We start from the raw sequence: 17,858 nt of genomic DNA, 5'->3' as shown, positions 1-17,858 counted from the left end.
GGCATCCATTGAATTATTTTTTATAAGTGGCAAACTCGAATGAAGTCCCTGATTTTTCATCAACTTGCTGTTCACTTGCAGTTTTATGAAATTCACTCGGTATTGTTGGATAATGTGCATCACCTTGCACATCTAAGTCAACATGAGTAAGTTCAAGACGGTCTGCAATTGACAAAGTTTGCTTGAATATCTCACCGCCACCAATGATGAACAATGCCTGTTTTTCAGTATTTTTTACATCTTCTAAAGCTGCATTTAAAGCATCTTCAATTGAATAGGCAATTTTAACACCGTCAAAGTGCCAGTTAATGTCACGAGTAATGACCCAGTTCACACGGTTTGGTAGAGTACGGCCCATAGACTCAAGGGTTTTACGACCCATCACAACCACACCACCTTGTGTGATTTCTTTAAAATGTTTTAAGTCGGCAGAAATATGCCATGGCAACGCATTGCCTTTACCAATACAGTGGTTTTTATCCATTGCCACAACGTGAACAACTTCTACATTTTGCCATGCCATAATCTTATTCTCTAAACCGTAACCTAATGAAATTTGAGTCGTTGTTATACTGCAACTGGTGCTTTAATTGCAGGATGCGACTCATAACCTACAATTTCAACATCTTCAAATTTGAAATCAAATAAGTCTTTTACTTCTGGATTTAGTTTCAATTGGCAGAGCGGTAAAGGTTCACGTGTCAATTGAAGTTGTGCTTGCTCAAAATGATTGACATAAAGATGCGTATCACCACCAGTCCATACAAAATCACCGACTCCTAAACCGCACACTTGAGCAATCATATGGGTGAGTAGAGCATAGCTCGCAATGTTAAAAGGCACGCCCAAGAATACGTCTGCACTACGTTGATAAAGTTGGCATGACAATTTGTTATCTTGTACGAAAAATTGAAAAAGCGTGTGGCAAGGTGGTAAGGCTACTTGTCCAGCTTCGTTCGGGTTCCAACCAGAAATAATTAAACGACGTGAGTTTGGGTTGGTTTTAATTTCATTAATTAACCATTTAATTTGGTCAAAACCATCTTGGTTATAAGTGCCATCCGCATTTTTGGTTGCGCCGAAATTACGCCATTGATGACCATAGACAGGGCCAAGCTCATGCTCTGGGCGGCCAAAACGAGCAGTTTGATCTGCTGTTGCCCATTCATCCCAAATTGAAACTTTATTGTCTTTTAGATATTGGACGTTGGTGTCGCCTTTTAAAAACCAAAGTAACTCAATCACAATAGAACGGAAGTGAACTTTTTTTGTGGTGAGTAAAGGAAAACCTTTAGAGAGATCAAAACGCATTTGATGACCAAATACAGAACGGGTTCCTGTGCCTGTACGGTCGCCTTTGTCACCGCCATTATCAAGGATATGTTGTAGAAGGTCTAAATATGCACGCATAACACTCTCGAGTTCGGATTAATTCCATAAAATAAAAGGGGGAGATAGCTCAACGATAAATAATTACGCAATAGAGCTGCTTCATCATGAACCATTGAAGATGATACCTGTTGTAGCTCAAGATGAAAATCTAAAAATAGTTCTATGACATTTCAATAGACGTAATTATTCAAATCGTTTGGCACGATTTTGATGAATCGAAACAAGAAAAAATCCAACCAGTACAAAGCCTAAAGCTTGTATAGCAAGAATCCATTTCTGCTGAGCAGGAAGTAGATACATCAAAATAACAACGATAAAAATAGGGTAAATGCTGCTTAAAAGTCTAAAGCTCGATTTATACGATTCGTTATTGGAGATTTTGCTATTTAAGTAATGCCCAAGATGTAAACCAAAACCGAAAATAAGGCTGAGGACAGTATAAATAGGAGATAGCGGCTGAACTTGATTAGCGACATAAACTGCCATACAAACCGCCACAATAAAGATGAGTTTGATATGGCGCGGAGCGTTGTACCAATAAGCCAACATGAAAACTAAACCTATTTTTTAAAAAGAGATTGAGGTGAAAAAATAAAAGCGGCAAGTGCCATAAAAGCGATTCCTTGCACACCCCAGATGAGTAAGTTAGGCATTGTTTTAACAAAAATAAGGGCAAATAACAGTGCAATAGGTATCCAAGTCAACAGGCGATAAAATAACCCAGTCGGATTTTTTTGAGCAAAGTGCAATTTAAAGTAACGGCAGATTAAAAAAATTACGCCAGTTCCAGTAAACATCAGAATCGTATCTAAAGGCAGCGGTTGGTATTGATAGAGCGCAATACAAATAAGCAGCGTAATAATCAAAATTACTAGTTTTTTAAATGTCGGGACTTGCGTGTTAAACCAGAATTCCAGCATGGTATATCTTCATCTTGGGAGAATAAAAACTGTAGCATAAAAAAAGAAAAGAGGAGCCGAAACTCCTCTGATTTAGATATTAACTATTCTTTTGTGGACCCCAGTCATAAATTTTCTTTTGGTAGGCATACCACATCATCCAAAGGCCAATCAGCAACATTGGAATTGTTAGAATCTGTCCTTTTGTCATCCAGCCAAACAGAATAAAACCTTGGTCGGCATCAGGCTGACGGAAGAATTCCATAACAAAGCGGGCAACACCATATCCCATTAGGAATAGGGCAGAAACGGCCATACGTGGACGCGGCTTTGAACTAAACCACCACAATATAATGAATAGAATTAAACCTTCACAAAGCGCTTGATAGATTTGTGACGGATGGCGAACCAGATGTAATGGATCTGTCGGGAAAATCATACCAAATGCATAATTTGGATCTGTTACCGCACGACCATATAACTCTCCGCCAATAAAGTTACCAATGCGTCCGAACATTAAGCCTGTCGGTACACAAGGGGCAATAAAGTCGAGCGTTTGGAACCATGTTTTTTGGTATTTTTTACACCAAAATAGCATAGCAACCATAACACCGAGGAAACCGCCGTGAAAACTCATGCCACCTGTCCAGACTTGGAATAACCAAATCGGATTTTCGAGGAATTTATCAAACTCATAGAAAAGGACATAGCCGACACGACCGCCCAGAACAACACCTAGGGCACCATAGAACACTAGGTCGGAAACCATTTCTGATGTCCAGCCATCACGTTGTTTGGCACGGTAGGAAGCAAGCCCCCAAGCACATAAAAATGCCAATAAATACATGAGTCCATACCAATGGACTTGAAGAGGTCCTAAGTGTATTGCGACCGGATCGATATTAGGATAGGTCAGCATTGCTGCTCCTTGATCTTACGTTTTGACAGATTGTAGCGGAATGATGTGAAAAATGTTGTACATTCAATGTGTAAAGATAGGGAACAAGAATCAATGTGTATTGTGGCTTTAGCATGGCATGTTCTGGATGATATGCCCTTGTGTCTTATGTCAAATCGGGATGAGTTTTATCATCGCCCAACAGCTTTGTTGCATCAATGGGAACATACCCCCATTGTTGCGGGACAAGATTTGCAGTCGGGTGGCACGTGGATGGGCGTTACGCCTCAAGGTCGATGGGCTGTTTTAACCAACTTTCGTGATGGACGGGATCAAAAGTCTTATGAGACTTCTCGGGGGCATTTGGTTCAGGCTTTTTTAGAATCTGATTTATTGCCGATTCGATTTGCTCAACAATTAGAACAGCAGCAACAGAATTTTGCTGGCTTTAACTTGTTTATGGGAAATGCTGATCAAGCGGTTTATATGAGTAACCGTGGTGAAGCTCCGCAAGTATTGGCTAACGGTGTGTATGTGGTTTCGAATGGCTTAATGTCTGAACATTGGGAAAAAACTAAACATTTACGAACACGTTTTACGCAAGAGTTTTTGCCTATGCTTCAGCATCAGACGGAAGAACCAACTTTGCAACATGCGGCTTGGGATATTCTGGAAGATGAGCGTAAAGTCACAACTGCTTTATTACCGAATACTGGCATTCAAGCAGAGATGGAAGAGTTATTGTCATCAACCTTTATTCAAAGTCCCGTGTATGGCACACGTTGTTCGAATTTTCTAAGAATGACCAATAATGAATGGCTTTGGTTTGAAAAGACCCAACAAGGTGAGCACAGCGGTCAAATTGTTCAGCAGCAGGTGCCTTTAAGCGGATAGAGATAAATTAACTTGAAATATAATAAAAGAAACCTGCATAAAGCAGGTTTCTTTTTAAAGAGTAGAAATTATTTTTTTACAACAGATGGAGCAATTGGGTCGGCAGTGATATAGCCAACGGCTGCTGCAAATTTGTTGCTGTAGTTGGTATTAATTGCGGTATCAATTTGCGAAAGTAAATCTGCACTGATACCAGTACGAACACCGTTAGTTTCTTTGTAGAAACGGTTCCATTCATCACCTGGATGTTGGAAGTTACTCATGATGTAAGTCCATCCATTTACTTCATCAACTGCGTGTAGACCTGTTGACTCTGCACCTGCTGGTGTAGACAAGATACGGATGAGCTGTTTAGTGTCGACATTGTAAGCCCATAAGAAGTTATTTAAGTGGTTACCAGAGTCTTCACCGATAAATAACGTACGTAGCTTTTCAGAGAACTTTAAGTTGTCAGGGCTAGCAATCTGTTCTGGGTCAGCAGTGTTACCTAAGCTGTCAAAGCTAATGTCTTTACCTTTAATGAGAAGACTAGATTGGCTAGGTACCCATTCACTATTAATTGCCACATTTAAGCTGTCTTTTTGGCCGCCTGCCAGTTTATGCTCCAAAATACCACCAGCCGTGATTTTCGGGAATTTAACGTTGTGCTCAGCAAGGTAACCGCTACCACCTTCAACCATTGAATCAACAATGTTAGCTAAAGCTGAATATGCTCGTTTATCTGCAATATTTACAGTCGTACCTTCGTTCTTGGTCAATGCCATTGAAGCGCCAACGTAAGCAGCATAACGGTGTGTCTCAAGGAAAGCTGCTGCAAGTTTAGTTCTGTCGCTGTTATCTTTAAGCTTGAGATAAACACCAGTTTTGCTCAAATAAGTAAATTTGAAACCTTGAGCTTCTAATTCTGCTTTTTGAGCAGCTTGTTGTAGTTTTAAACGATCTTTCGCAGCTTTTGCTAAAGCTTGTTGTTCAGGCGTACCTTTATCTCCAGCATCAATAGCATCTTTTTCTGCTGTCGTTGCATCGCTTGGATATTTGGCAATTTGTAGAACCGATTCAAAAATATCAGTTCCTTTGATACCGCTCTTGATTAGGTTTTCAATCTCTACACTTGTTGCATGACCAAGCTTGATCCATGAGATCTGACCCGTCGTTGTATCTGTAAGTACTGTTGTATATTTTGCAACGTAAAGTGTGCCGGCAGATAGGTCTTTCTCTTTATCTGCAACAAACATGAAGAGACCACCATTGGTGTAGTCATCACCCATCAAAACTGTACGGTTATCTGGGAAAACTTGCACAAGCTCATGTGAAATACGGCCTAAACAGTAGTGCTTTGTCACACGACCCGTACCATCTGCATTTACCGTAATTTCTGGTAAATGACCGTAGTTATATGGGTTAGCCGCATTTTCATCACCATACACATTTTTACTGAATGCTTTAAGTGTTGAAAGTGATTGACCTAATTTTTGGTTGAAAGCATCTGGCTCATATTCTTCACTCGATAAATGAGTTCCCCATGGTGATAAGCTTGCACCACAAGTAATCCATAAACCATGTGCGCTTGAAGTGTCTACATTGTGATATTTAATTAAAGTCAAATGACCAGTTTTCGGGTCTTGATCTAAAGTAAGTACTGCAATCGGAGATGATAATTTACCGTAAGTATCACCACCATTTTGGTCTTTCGATAGATATTCAAACTGAACCACATGGAACACTGGATTACCAGTTACACCTAATGCTTTTTTGTCTGCATCTGTGAAATCTTTGCCAGTCGCTTGTTTAAAGCTAATCAGAGAACTACCATCTGGACAGTCAGAGAAGAATTGACGTTCTTTACCAGCAACAGATTTATCGATAATTGGCTTATTATTAATGTCAACATAACCACCCGCGATAATCTTTCCGCCTTTACCATCAGGAACTTCTGTACCTGTTAAGAAGAATGGTTTGTAAGCAAGTTGATATTCAGTTTTACTGCCATCTTCCCATGAAATGGCAAGCTTTGATGCACATGCCGTTGTTGCCATCTCTGCTACAGTAGAAGGAGCAGGCATTGACGTGAACGTTGCATTTTTAAAGTTAATTGGTTTTGATGGAGTCGTAACGTCTGAATCATCATTACTATCGTTACATCCTGCTAACGTTGCTGCCGTAGCCATCGCACCTAATGGAAGAAAAGGAATCCCCGTAAACCATTTTAAAATATCGCGACGTGTTGGGTGGTTAGAAGCAGTTGTCATAATAAATCCGTAACTTTTGTGAGTATATTTGTTGAGTTGATTCTATGGACTAGAAATGACACTTTTCTTACATTTTTAAGTCACTTTGAAGACAGTTTATGGCTTTGTAGATTAAAAAGTGGTCTATATAAAAAAGCCTGAACTTAGAGGTTCAGGCTTTTTCTTAAATATTATTTTATTCAGCAGATTGAGCTTTTCTTTTCTCAAGAATTTTACCGAACAATAATCCAAGTTCGAAAAGCAACCACATCGGGATTGCCAACATCACCATAGAAATTGCATCAGGTGGGGTAATGAACATGGCTACAAAAAAACATCCCACAATGATAAAACGTCTTTTTTCAGCAAGACTTTTTGTATTTACCACACCTATTAAAATCAGTAGGAGCGTCGCGATTGGAATTTCAAAAGTGATACCAAAAACTAAAAACAGCTTTAAGCAAAAGCTTAGATAGCTATTAATATCCGTCATAGGTGCAACAGTTTCAGGCGATACACTAATAAAGAAATGTAAAATTGCAGGAAGTGTAATGTAGTATGCAAAAGCAACTCCGGCATAGAACAAAACAATACTACCGATGAGTAATGGCAGTGCTAAATGACGTTCTTTTTGATATAACGCAGGGCGGACAAAAGTCCAGATTTCATAAAGAATAAATGGCATTGCCAGCACAAGCGCGACAAATAAATTGAGCTTAAAAGGCGCCATAAAGGTTGCAGTTACATCTGTTGCAATCATTGAAGATGATGCAGGAAGTTGCAGCCTTAAAGGTTCCGATAATAATTGGTAAGTATTATTTCGAAAGGGTAATAAGCAAAAGAATAAAAATAATGTTACCCCGACAATTCTAAATAAATGACGTCTTAAAACGACCAAATGATTCATGATTGGCATTTGGTCTAAATTTTCTTGCGTATTTACAGTCGTTGAAGGCAGTTGGTTCATACGGCAATCTTCAATTTAACGGGAGGTGTTTCTAAAGTGTCGCTTGGAGATGCCAAAGGTGTAAATTTGGCAAGAAAGGGCACTTCATAATGACCCGATACAGGGGAGTACATCGTCGACTCAGATATAGTTTCAGCTACCTCAGTTTTTTCTGAATTGTCTGAAGTAGTCTGTTTTTGTATTTCTTCAAGTTGTTGTTGTACTTTGCGTTCTAGTGCTTCAATGCGGTTGAGTTCTTCTTGCATTTCTTTTCGAAATTCAGAAAGACGCAACTCTTGATCAATCTCATTTTGCAAATTGGTAATATAACGTTTTAGGCGAACATACCAGCGACCAGCAAAGCGTGCGGCTTCTGGAAGTTTGTCTGGGCCTAAAACTAAAATTGCAATAATTGCAAAACAGAGCAGCTCTGTCATTCCTACATCAAGCATGGTGGAAAACCTTTAGCTTTTCACTGATGTGCTGTCAGGAGTTTTGACTTGGGCATCAATTGTACGTGGAGTATTAAGCGCAGCAGCTTCGTCTTCTTCACGAACTGATTTTTTAAAGTCTTTTACTGCACCGCCTACGTCTTTACCGATATTTTTTAATTTAGATGTACCGAATAATAAAATAACGACAATTGCAAAAATAACGACGTGCCAAATAGATAAACCGGCCATGATCTTATACCTCTTTTCAGTTCGCTTTATATCAACAGGTTGCTATGACAACAATGTGACATTTATATGTCATTTTTAAGACAATAGCCATCAGTCAAAATCTAAAAAGGTAGTTCTATAAAGGCTGTATTTGATTTTTTATTTTAGATATAGCGGGAAAAGAGATGCTTAAATTACTTGAAAAGGAGAGTACATTTCATTTTGAAAAGGTGTAGCATAACAAACTGATTTTGATGGGTGAAAGGATAAAACGTGGCATTATTGCTCCCAATATTTGCTTTTATTGTCGGACTTCTGCTTGCCCAGACTTCTATTTCAGAAACTTTAAAACCTATCCTTTCAGCATGGCTTGCACGCTTGCTTATTCCAGTTGTTATTATTTACAACATGGTATTTTATCAACCGGGTAGTTTGAGTTTAATGCTCTTTAGCTTCGGTTCTGCATTTCTTCTGTTCTTTGCTTATTTAGCGTTATTTAAAGACAGGTTATTAGCGCTTTGTGTGAGCTATACCAACATGGGATGGCTAGGCTTTCCTTTTGCCATGGCATTATTTGGTCCTAAAGCTACTGCTCCGATAGTGGCGCTATATATTGGTGTTTCGATTTTTGGAAATGCATGGGCCGTAACTGCTGTAACGACGGCACCGCAAAGCAAGCTCAACATATTAAAAAAGGTTTTAAGCTCTCCACCTTGTATCTCGATATTCTGTGCGCTTGTCCTCAGACTTTTAGGTGCTCAACATATTGAACATCCAGCTATACATTGGATTTATGAGGTAGCTAAATTTGTAATGACTTTTGCTGGGATGTGTGTGCTCGGAATGTGGCTACGCCGTACCCGAGTTTATGCCAAAGACTTAATTTACAGTACCAAAGCTCAAACATTTAAAGTGGTGTGTGGACTTATTCTTTGTGGACTAACGTATAGATTTCTACCAATTCCAAATATAAGTCAGCACATTGGAGTCATGTTTTTAATGTTTTGTCTGCCACCAGCAGCCAATATTGTAGCGTTAGAAACACATTACCAAGGAACAGGAAGATCTGCGGCTTATATCGCCTCAGGGACGATTGTGAGTTGTGTGTGTATTGCGATTTATGCAGTGTTTTTGCATCTTTATTTCTAAGTAAGATGATTAGATCAGACGGCCTTAGAAGAGTGGTTATATGCTTATTTTGTGGATGTAAGCAATACTTTACTTTTGTTTCGTCAAAAGTAACAAAACCATTTGTCGAACTGACGACACATCCTGAGCGATTCCCGAAGCACTGCTTTGGGAATCAGCGCAAGGCAGTGACGGGCGACATCCATGTCGCCTAGCACGATAGCAAATGGCTTTAACATTAAACTAAAACCGATATAAAGTTTTACTTCTGCAAGCTCTCTCTAAATAACTGCATCGCTTGCCCGCGATGACTAATCTTATTCTTGTCTTCTTTAGACAGTTCAGCGCTAGAAACTTGTAACTCAGGCAACCAGAACAGTGGGTCATAACCAAAGCCATTTTCACCACGTGCAGCTTCTAAAATTTCGCCGTGCCAGATGCCTTGGAAAATCTGTGGTAAAGGGTCTTCAGCATGGGTTACTAAAGCAAGCACACACACAAACATGCCTTCAATCACTTCACCATTTTTACGAAATGGTAAAAGATCATTTAATAATTTGGCATTGTTCGCTGCATCGTCACCGTGTTCTCCAGCATAGCGTGCTGAATAAATACCAGGTGCGCCGCCTAAGGCAGGAACACAAATGCCTGAGTCATCAGCCATAGCAGGTTTACCTGAAATTTGAGAGGCATGACGAGCTTTAATAATGGCATTTTCAATAAAGCTTAAGCCATCTTCAATTGCATCGGGAATATTAAGGCGACCTTGAGGAATAATTTCTACAGGTAACTTAAGCTGTTCAAAAAGTTTTTCAAACTCAGCGACTTTACCTTTGTTATTGCTGGCAAGAACTAAACTGCCCTGATCAAACCAATGTGGGGTAGACATAATAAAACCAAACTTTATAGCTAATATCGAACGTGAGTTATGTTACGTGTTTTTTAAGAGGGGATATAGAGGGAAACAAATAGAATATAAAATGGAATAACCTAAACTAAAGCCACCTTGTAGAGCATACAAGGTGGCTTTAGTCGAGTAAGTTTTTTTACGGATGAACCGTTATTATTGTGCTTGAATCCATTTGTCTGCACGGTCACGTGCGGTACGGATTTGTTCTTGAGTTAAGTTCGCTGCTAGAGCAGTTTTCTTACCTTCTGATAGGCTAATCACTTTATTGTCGAGCATGCCATCACGAGTTGAAAGCTCATACCACTGGTAAGCACCAACGTAGTTTTTCTTTTGCTCTTCCATCATCGCGAGGTTATAGCTTGCACGGTTATCACCATTGCTTGCTGCTTTTTCAAAGTATTTACGAGCCATAGACTCATCTTTTCTAACACCAATACCGTCGGCGTACATACGGCCTACGTTTAATTGAGCTGGTGATAAACCTTGATCAGCTGCTGCTTTAAACCATGTGAAAGCTTGTTTCTCATCTTTTTCTACATCTTTACCATATTGGTAGTGTGTACCAAGGTAAAATTGCGCGCCTGCTTGACCAGCTTTTGCAGCTTTCTGAAGGTCATTAACCCCCATTGTTGAAAAGCGTGCAGCCTGACTCGCAACCGATTGTGGCTGGGCGATATAATCTGCATGAGCCTGCATACTTAGCAGTCCTGCAAATAGTGTGCTAAATAATGTCTTTTTCATAGTGCACTCACTCGATAAATAGCGACTTCACCAAACAAATTAGGAACATGTTTGCTTAACAGGCTTCCCTGCTGATTTCCATTGACGGCGAGTCGATTAATAATTTGTATCTGATTTTCAGCACAGAGTGCTTCGAAATCTTTAAATGTACATAGATGAATATTGGGGGTGTTATACCACATATATGGTAAAGCATCCGATACAGGCATCATTCCTTTTAATGCAAGAAAAGACCGAGTCTTCCAATGCGCAAAGTTCGGAAAAGTAATAATTGCCTGTTTACCCACACGCACCATGTCTCTTAATAAAACATCCGGTGCATCTACGGCTTGCAAAGCCTGTGCCATAACCACATAGTCAAAAGACTGGTCAGCAAAACGGCTCAAACCGAGATTCAAATCTTGTTGAATAATATTTAACCCGCGACTGACGGCAATTGCAATCTTTTCTTGATCAATTTCTAAACCATAAGCACGAATTTGATGCTTTTGGCTCATATGAGCGAGCAATTCACCATCACCACACCCTAAATCGAGTACGCTTGAGCCGGGTTTAATCCACTTTTCTGCCAGTTGTTGATCAATACGCATTAACTTGCCTCCAGTGATGTCGATTTTAAATGTTCTTCACCGCCTAAGAAAGCGCGCATGGTTTTGACATACAGTGGAATCGGGAATAAGAACGAGTCATGACCTTGCTCAGCATCAATATCAAGGTAACTTACAGGCTTATGATTGGTAATAAGCGCATCTACAATTTCTTGAGAGCGACTAGGGGCAAAACGCCAGTCTGTTGTAAAAGAGACAATCAGGAACTGACATTTGGTTTTACCCATCGCTTCTGTTAACGAATGATTATATTCACGTGATGGATCAAAATAATCCAAAGCTTTGGTCATGATGAGATACGTATTGGCATCAAAGTTACGGCTAAACTGTTCGCCTTGATAACGTAAATAACTTTCGACCTGAAACTCGACATCGAAACCGTACATAAATTTGCCAGATTTTAAATCACGGCCAAATTTTTGTTTCATGGCTTCTTCTGAAAGATAGGTAATATGGCCGACCATGCGAGCCAAAATCAGACCACGTTTTGGGTAGCTATCATTTTCTAAATAACGACCATGATGGAAGTCTGGATCAGACAAGATCGACTGACGCGCAACCTCGTTAAATGCAATATTTTGTGCTGAAAGCTTTGGTGCGCTGGCAATAATCACACACTTTTGTAAGCGGTCAGGATAGTCTACTGACCATTGTAGTGCTTGCATGCCCCCTAATGATCCACCAACAACTGCATACCATACATCTACACCCAAAAGGTCTGAAAGCATAGCTTGCGTTTTGACCCAGTCACGTACTGTAACTAACGGGAAATCTGGTCCATAAGGACGATTATCATTTTCAGGGTTTGGTGACGTTGGGCCAGTTGAGCCACTACATCCGCCAATATTATTGAGTGAAACTACAAAGAACTTATTCGTGTCGATTGCTTTACCCGGGCCAATACAGCCATCCCACCAGCCAGCTTTTTTATCATCTTCATGGTGATAACCCGCTGCGTGATGATGTCCGGAAAGAGCGTGACAGATTAAAATGGCATTTGATTTATCTGCATTTAAAGTGCCGTAAGTTTCGACCATTAATTCAAAACGTGGCAAAACACGACCACATTCAAGATGTAATGGTTCTTCAAATTGGAACTTTTGCGGAGTGACTAACCCCACTGAATCAGCTGGAAAAGACACGGGAACATTTCGCCTTTTAAATCTTTCAGGAATAAAAAGAAAGGATACCAAGCTAGGTATCCTTTCCAAAGTCTTTTTTTTAAATTAAACAGCGGCGGCAACCACCTGATCTGTACTTAAAACGCCTTGATCAATCAAACGGTTAGTACATGCAATAATTGCTTCAATTGATGAGGTGACTGTATTGTCATGAACACCTGCACCAAATGTGCCTTTACCTGTACCTTTGACTTGAAGTTCGATCAAGGTTAATGCTTTCGCATTTGCACCTGAACTAATACTACGTTCTTCATAGTTCAACACGTCAATCGGTAATTGAAGTGCATTTAAGAATGCAGAGATTGGTCCGTTACCTTCACCGCGAAGTTGTTGAATTTCACCTTCGACATCAACATCAAGTTCGATAATTTGAGTGCCATTAATATCAGACAATCTGTAGTTTTTGACTGTGTAATGCTGGTTTTTCACATCAACGTAAGTATCTTTAAATAATGTCCAGATTTCTTTTGCATTAATTTCTGTACCATTATCATCAGCATATTGTTGAACAACCTGACTGAATTCGATTTGTAAACGGCGAGGCAATACAACGTTGTAGTTCGCTTCTAATAAGTAAGCGATACCACCTTTACCAGACTGACTATTTACACGAATAACTGCGTCATAGTCGCGGCCCAAATCTTTCGGATCGATTGGCAAGTAAGGCATATCCCAGATTTCTTCGTTTTTCTGGTACTCAAAGCCTTTTTTGATTGCATCCTGGTGTGAACCAGAGAATGCAGTAAATACCAAGTCGCCTGCATATGGATGACGAGGGTGTACAGGTAAACCAGTACATTCTTCAACCGTTGCAATCACGTCATTAATGTTAGAGAAATCTAACTCTGGCGCTACGCCTTGCGTGTACATGTTCAACGCAATAGCTGCAACGTCAACGTTACCTGTACGTTCACCATTACCGAACACACAACCTTCAACACGGTCAGCGCCCGCCATAATGGCAAGTTCTGATGCAGCAATACCACAGCCACGGTCATTGTGACAGTGAACAGAAATGATCACACCATCACGACGTGCCAAATTACGATGCATCCATTCAATTTGGTCTGCATAAACATTTGGTGTAGAAACTTCTACAGTCGCTGGTAAGTTTAAAATCACTTTATGTTCAGGACGAGCATCCCAAATTTCTGTGACGGCATCACAGACATCTTTAGCGACTTCTAATTCAGTTGCAGAGAAACACTCTGGGCTGTATTGGAAAATCCAGTCAGTTTGAGGATATTGCGCTGCATATTCTTTAACTTTTTGAGCAGCATTAATTGCTAACTGTTTTGCACCATTAGCATCTACATTCAACACCTTTTGACGGAAGGTTGGAGAGTTAGAGTTATAAATATGCACAATTGCACGTTTAGCACCTGCTAAAGATTCAAAAGTACGTTCAATTAAGTGGTCACGTGCTTGAACCAAAACTTCAATATATACGTCATCGGGAATATGATTTTCTTCAATCAACAAGCGCGTAAAATCGAAGTCGATTTGAGATGCAGAAGGGAAGCCGATTTCAATATGTTTGAAACCGATTTTTACAAGCATTTTGAACATTTTGAATTTTTGTTCCATGTCCATTGGTTCAAAAATTGCTTGGTTGCCGTCACGTAAGTCGGTGCTCATCCAGATTGGCGCTTTTGTAATTTCGTTATTTGGCCATTGACGATCTGGTAAATCCACTCGTTGGTACATACGGCGGTATTTTTTGCTTGGGTCAGCCAACATCATGAGAAAACTCCTTGTCTCGTAGCGCAGTTGCTCTGGATATATTTAAAAGGCAACGTCTCTACTTATATATGGTATCTAATTCAGAAAAATTAAAGGGAATTGCAAAGTACTGCTTTAGAAAGCAGACAAAATTTTTATACGCGCGCTTGGCGCAGTATCAGGAGTTGCGGATGATGTCTTGCTTGAGTAGGCTGGGCAAACAAGTAATTCGTTTTCATCTCTAGACCGTGAAATAATAAGTTTGATGGTTTGCTGGTAATCTCGATATTTAGATATATCACATCTAAACAACGATTACACCTTGTGCAAAATTCTTATAGTAATTTTAATCTCAGAAATTAGAAAATAATTTTCTAATTTTGCGCAGTTTTGTATTTTTGAGAAAATAATTTTCATATTTTTGCCATATTAAGGTAAAAGAAATTACATGATCTCAATAAGGCAAAAATAAATGTAGTTACAGCTCTGACCACATTCGAATTAAATTATGATAAATATTGGTGAGTTTCATGACTTCTGAATAGTTGTCGCCGTGTGCTTTACGCAATTCTCGAATACTTTCATCTAAGTTAAATAAAAGATGGCGTTTACTATCGTCGCGTACCAAACTTTGAACCCAGAAAAAAGAAGCGAAACGAGTACCAGACGTAATGCTACTGACTTCATGCAGGCTAGTCGACGGGTAGAGCACGACATCGCCTGCTGGTAATTTAACTTCGTGATAACCATACGTATCTTCAATAACCAGATCACCACCTTCGTACTCATCAGGCTCACTTAAAAATAGTGTACAAGATAAATCGGTGCGGAGCTGCTCAGAAGTGCCACGAATAAGACGAATTGAGTTGTCCACGTGAAAACCGAAACTTTCATGTTCATCATAACGATTAAAAAGCGGTGGAATAATTTTATGGGGTAGGGCTGCAGCCTGAAACACTGGATTTTGCCAAATTGCTTTAATGACAATATCACTTAAATGATGAGTAAGCGGGTCTTGTTCAGAGAGTTGCTGATTTCTTTTAACCGAAGCCGACAGGGTGCCCGCAGTCACTTTTCCACCCACCCAACTTGCGTCATTCATGAGCTTACGAAACTCGGCAATTTGCTCTTTGCTTAAAACATTAGGGATATGATGAATCACAGCAAACACCTTTTAATATAGATACTTCATTTGTAAAAATAGCCTCATGACGAGGCTATTTTATAGGAACTTTAATTAATGCCATAAATAAATTATGGAATTTAACCTTAGTATTTAAAGTTAATCGCTAAGACTGCATTACGGCCATTACCTTCAAACGCGTAGTGAGATGCATGTGCACTTGTGAAATAACGCTTATCAGAAATATTATTGATATTAAGCTGTAAGTTTACGTTCTTGTTCACATCGTATTTAGCCATTGCGTTGTAAATAGTATAAGTTGGCAAGTATTTTGGAGCAGTTGTGTTCACAAAAACTTGATCGCGGTATTCAACACCAGCACCTAAAGTCAATTGAGGTATAACTTTGTACGTAGACCACAAAGTCGCGCTGTTTTTCGCTACGAATGGAAGAGGCTTACCTTCTTGAGCAACGGCATTATATGCAGCTTCAGTGATTTCGCTATCTAAATAGCTATAACCTGTAGATACATCCCATTTGTCAGTAATCTTTCCGTTCAAGCTAATTTCGAATCCATCAACTTTACTTTTACCTGCATTAGTAGTCGTGTTCGGGTCAATTTGGATACGAGTATTTTGCTTTTCAGTACGGAAAACTGCTGCAGTTAAATTAGCACGGTTATTAAATAGGTCCCATTTAGTTCCTAGTTCAAACGTACGAGCTTCTTCTGGCTTTAGATCATTTGCACTCGCACTTGCAGTCCCTGAGTCGCTAATAGAATCTGAACCTGTATCACCTTCAGCAAGCACGCCTACAGGATTCGCTGAAGTTGCATAGCTTAAATAAATACTACCATCTTCTGTTGGTTTAAAAACTAAACCAGCTTGGTAAGAGAAGTAATCTGTATCGCTTTCTAATTTATCACCGGCTTTATGAGGTGTACGTCCACCTACGTCCTTATTATATTTTTTCTCAGTATCGAATTTATCCCAACGAACACCTACATTAAGTAACCATTGTGGATTAAATTCAATACTATCTAAAGCATAAACACCTACATTATGACTACGCGTTGTAGATTGTGCTGTAATAGATCCGCGTTTATCAGTAAATGCACCATTTCCTGGATTATTTAAACTTGTACACCAGCCATTTGCTACAGCGGCAGCTGAAGTACAGTTTTGAATATTGCTGTCTAAAATGGTTGAGGTGGTTTCACCTGCAGCATTAGTAAATGTATGTACACCTTGATCAGTTTCTTGGAAGCTCCATTCAGTACCAACATTAAAAGAATGTTTTAATGAACCAGTATTAAATTTACCTCTTAAAGAAAGTTGATCGCTATAAGCATCACTATCCAAAATACGACTTAAAGCACGACGAGCGATTGTACCTCTGTAAATATTACCCTTAGAGTCATCAGCATTCGTATAAACATAATCAGATTTAGATTTGTTGTAAGTTGCTACATTCGACAAGGTAAGATTTTCATTAAAATCATGTTCTAGCTTAAACGTACCAATATGGTTTTCGCGTTTATCGAAATCACGTGCTTTCCAACCATAGTAGGTACCTGCTTTTACATCAACAGGCTTACCATCACCAGGAGTCACAATAACCCCAGCAGGAGGAGTCGTTGGATTTGCGTTGTTAAACGGAATACCTGCATCAGGTTCATCATTACTACGTAAGTAATAGTAGCTCAGTGTTCCGCGAGTTGCCGTATCTAAACCAAATGCCAGACTTGATGCAATACCAGCACGAGCATATTCAGCGCCGTTACTTTGACCAGCTTTTTCATTTTCATGGCCCATAATCACAACACGGCCAGCAATTCCGTTACCGAAGTCTTTGTTGGCATCGAGTTGGATATGACGATAGTTGTCAGTACCACCTTGAACACTACCTTGGTAAACGTCACCTTCATGAGCAACTTTAGGAATTAAATTGATACTTCCACCAACGCTACCGCCACCACCTAGAGCAGAAGAAGAGCCCTTAATCACTTCAACTTGTTCGATGGCAAACATATCGCGGCTTTGTGAAGTTGTATTGCGAACACCATCGACATAAATAGAAGATTGACCGCTATAACCACGAATGTAAGGCATATCTGTAAACGGGGTACCGCCTTCACCTGCACCTAAAGTAATGCCTGGTTCATAGCGTAACGCTTCGAGTAGGGTATTAGAGTTTGTATCTTTAATTAATTTTTGAGAAAGAATAGAGACTGATTTTGGCGTGTCTTTGAGGGGAGCTACGAATTTAGAATTTGCTGACTGATCTACTTTTAAAGATTCTTCTTGAGTCGCTTGAGCATGAATCGTTGGTAATTGTGAAATTGCTTCTTGTGCCATGGCTGTTGTTGCGATCATTGATAACGATGAAGCTATCGCAGATGAAACAATTTTTTTACGTGTTCTAATCAAAGACATGACTTCAGGACTCTAAAACTAAAAGGTTATGCGAATAATAATAATTCTTATTTATATGTACAGTTTGTGTTAATTGGATTTGCCAATTGAA

Annotated in this window: 17 protein-coding genes and 1 pseudogene; 2 read left to right on the top strand and 16 right to left on the bottom strand. The window is 39.5% G+C overall.

Features of this window, described 5'->3' with window-relative positions:
• Positions 1-13: 13 nt before the first annotated feature.
• The 5 genes and pseudogenes from F935_RS13015 to lgt form a co-directional block, all read right to left on the bottom strand.
• Positions 14-523: a dihydrofolate reductase gene (locus tag F935_RS13015; RefSeq protein WP_016139332.1), complete on the bottom strand. Its 510-nt coding sequence runs from the start codon at positions 521-523 to the stop codon at positions 14-16.
• Between the two features lie 44 nt (positions 524-567).
• Positions 568-1,410: a thymidylate synthase gene (gene thyA, locus F935_RS13010; protein ID WP_016139331.1), complete on the bottom strand. Its 843-nt coding sequence runs from the start codon at positions 1,408-1,410 to the stop codon at positions 568-570.
• Between the two features lie 167 nt (positions 1,411-1,577).
• Positions 1,578-1,941, bottom strand: a pseudogene (locus F935_RS13005) (hypothetical protein); the annotation flags it as partial.
• 11 nt (positions 1,942-1,952) lie between these two features.
• Complete coding sequence (locus F935_RS13000) at positions 1,953-2,312, bottom strand: hypothetical protein (protein WP_016139329.1); 360 nt, start codon at positions 2,310-2,312, stop codon at positions 1,953-1,955.
• 79 nt (positions 2,313-2,391) lie between these two features.
• Positions 2,392-3,210 carry a prolipoprotein diacylglyceryl transferase gene (lgt, locus tag F935_RS12995; protein ID WP_016139328.1) on the bottom strand — a complete coding sequence of 273 codons (819 nt, stop codon included), beginning with the start codon at positions 3,208-3,210 and terminating at the stop codon, positions 2,392-2,394.
• Positions 3,211-3,303: 93 nt separating this feature from the next.
• Between lgt and F935_RS12990 the strand changes: the two genes are divergently transcribed.
• The gene (locus tag F935_RS12990; protein WP_016139327.1) at positions 3,304-4,083 is read left to right on the top strand and encodes an NRDE family protein; all 780 of its coding nucleotides are present in this window, start codon (positions 3,304-3,306) and stop codon (positions 4,081-4,083) included.
• 68 nt (positions 4,084-4,151) lie between these two features.
• Here the strand turns inward: F935_RS12990 and F935_RS12985 are convergent, their stop codons facing one another.
• From F935_RS12985 to F935_RS12970, 4 genes are all read right to left on the bottom strand, one after another.
• A complete protein-coding gene (locus F935_RS12985) occupies positions 4,152-6,332 on the bottom strand; it encodes a PhoX family protein (RefSeq protein WP_016139326.1) in 2,181 nt (726 codons plus the stop codon).
• 175 nt (positions 6,333-6,507) lie between these two features.
• Entirely contained in the window at positions 6,508-7,278 is a 771-nt protein-coding gene (tatC, locus tag F935_RS12980) for a twin-arginine translocase subunit TatC (protein WP_016139325.1), read from the bottom strand.
• A complete protein-coding gene (gene tatB, locus F935_RS12975) occupies positions 7,275-7,709 on the bottom strand; it encodes a Sec-independent protein translocase protein TatB (protein ID WP_016139324.1) in 435 nt (144 codons plus the stop codon). Before tatB ends, tatC begins: the two co-directional genes overlap by 4 nt.
• A 12-nt stretch (positions 7,710-7,721) precedes the next feature.
• Entirely contained in the window at positions 7,722-7,940 is a 219-nt protein-coding gene (locus tag F935_RS12970; protein WP_003654829.1) for a Sec-independent protein translocase subunit TatA, read from the bottom strand.
• 252 nt (positions 7,941-8,192) lie between these two features.
• Here F935_RS12970 and F935_RS12965 point away from each other — a divergent pair, with 252 nt between their 5' ends.
• The gene (locus tag F935_RS12965) at positions 8,193-9,068 is read left to right on the top strand and encodes an AEC family transporter (RefSeq protein WP_016139323.1); all 876 of its coding nucleotides are present in this window, start codon (positions 8,193-8,195) and stop codon (positions 9,066-9,068) included.
• A 241-nt stretch (positions 9,069-9,309) separates the two neighbouring features.
• On the opposite strand, the gene rdgB is transcribed toward F935_RS12965, so the two are convergent.
• From rdgB to F935_RS12930, 7 genes are all read right to left on the bottom strand, one after another.
• Positions 9,310-9,936, bottom strand: coding sequence for an RdgB/HAM1 family non-canonical purine NTP pyrophosphatase (gene rdgB, locus F935_RS12960; RefSeq protein ID WP_016139322.1), 627 nt, complete (start codon positions 9,934-9,936; stop codon positions 9,310-9,312).
• Positions 9,937-10,110: 174 nt separating this feature from the next.
• Positions 10,111-10,698, bottom strand: a complete 588-nt coding sequence (locus F935_RS12955) for a tetratricopeptide repeat protein (protein ID WP_016801941.1) — start codon at positions 10,696-10,698, stop codon at positions 10,111-10,113.
• Positions 10,695-11,288, bottom strand: coding sequence for a methionine biosynthesis protein MetW (metW, locus tag F935_RS12950; protein WP_001217230.1), 594 nt, complete (start codon positions 11,286-11,288; stop codon positions 10,695-10,697). The genes F935_RS12955 and metW overlap by 4 nt, the downstream gene beginning before the upstream one ends.
• Positions 11,288-12,448 carry a homoserine O-succinyltransferase MetX gene (gene metX, locus F935_RS12945; protein ID WP_016139321.1) on the bottom strand — a complete coding sequence of 387 codons (1,161 nt, stop codon included), beginning with the start codon at positions 12,446-12,448 and terminating at the stop codon, positions 11,288-11,290. The genes metW and metX overlap by 1 nt, the downstream gene beginning before the upstream one ends.
• 84 nt (positions 12,449-12,532) lie before the next feature.
• Positions 12,533-14,230 carry a 2-isopropylmalate synthase gene (gene leuA, locus F935_RS12940; RefSeq protein ID WP_016139320.1) on the bottom strand — a complete coding sequence of 566 codons (1,698 nt, stop codon included), beginning with the start codon at positions 14,228-14,230 and terminating at the stop codon, positions 12,533-12,535.
• 457 nt (positions 14,231-14,687) lie between these two features.
• Positions 14,688-15,371 carry a Fe2+-dependent dioxygenase gene (locus tag F935_RS12935; protein WP_016139319.1) on the bottom strand — a complete coding sequence of 228 codons (684 nt, stop codon included), beginning with the start codon at positions 15,369-15,371 and terminating at the stop codon, positions 14,688-14,690.
• 107 nt (positions 15,372-15,478) lie between these two features.
• The gene (locus F935_RS12930; RefSeq protein WP_016139318.1) at positions 15,479-17,767 is read right to left on the bottom strand and encodes a TonB-dependent receptor; all 2,289 of its coding nucleotides are present in this window, start codon (positions 17,765-17,767) and stop codon (positions 15,479-15,481) included.
• Positions 17,768-17,858: the final 91 nt, after the last annotated feature.

This window comes from Acinetobacter calcoaceticus ANC 3811 (genome assembly GCF_000399665.1).
GTDB lineage: Bacteria > Pseudomonadota > Gammaproteobacteria > Pseudomonadales > Moraxellaceae > Acinetobacter > Acinetobacter calcoaceticus_B.
Note: the sequence above shows the minus strand (reverse complement) of the source record. Positions and strands in the feature narration are given on the sequence as shown.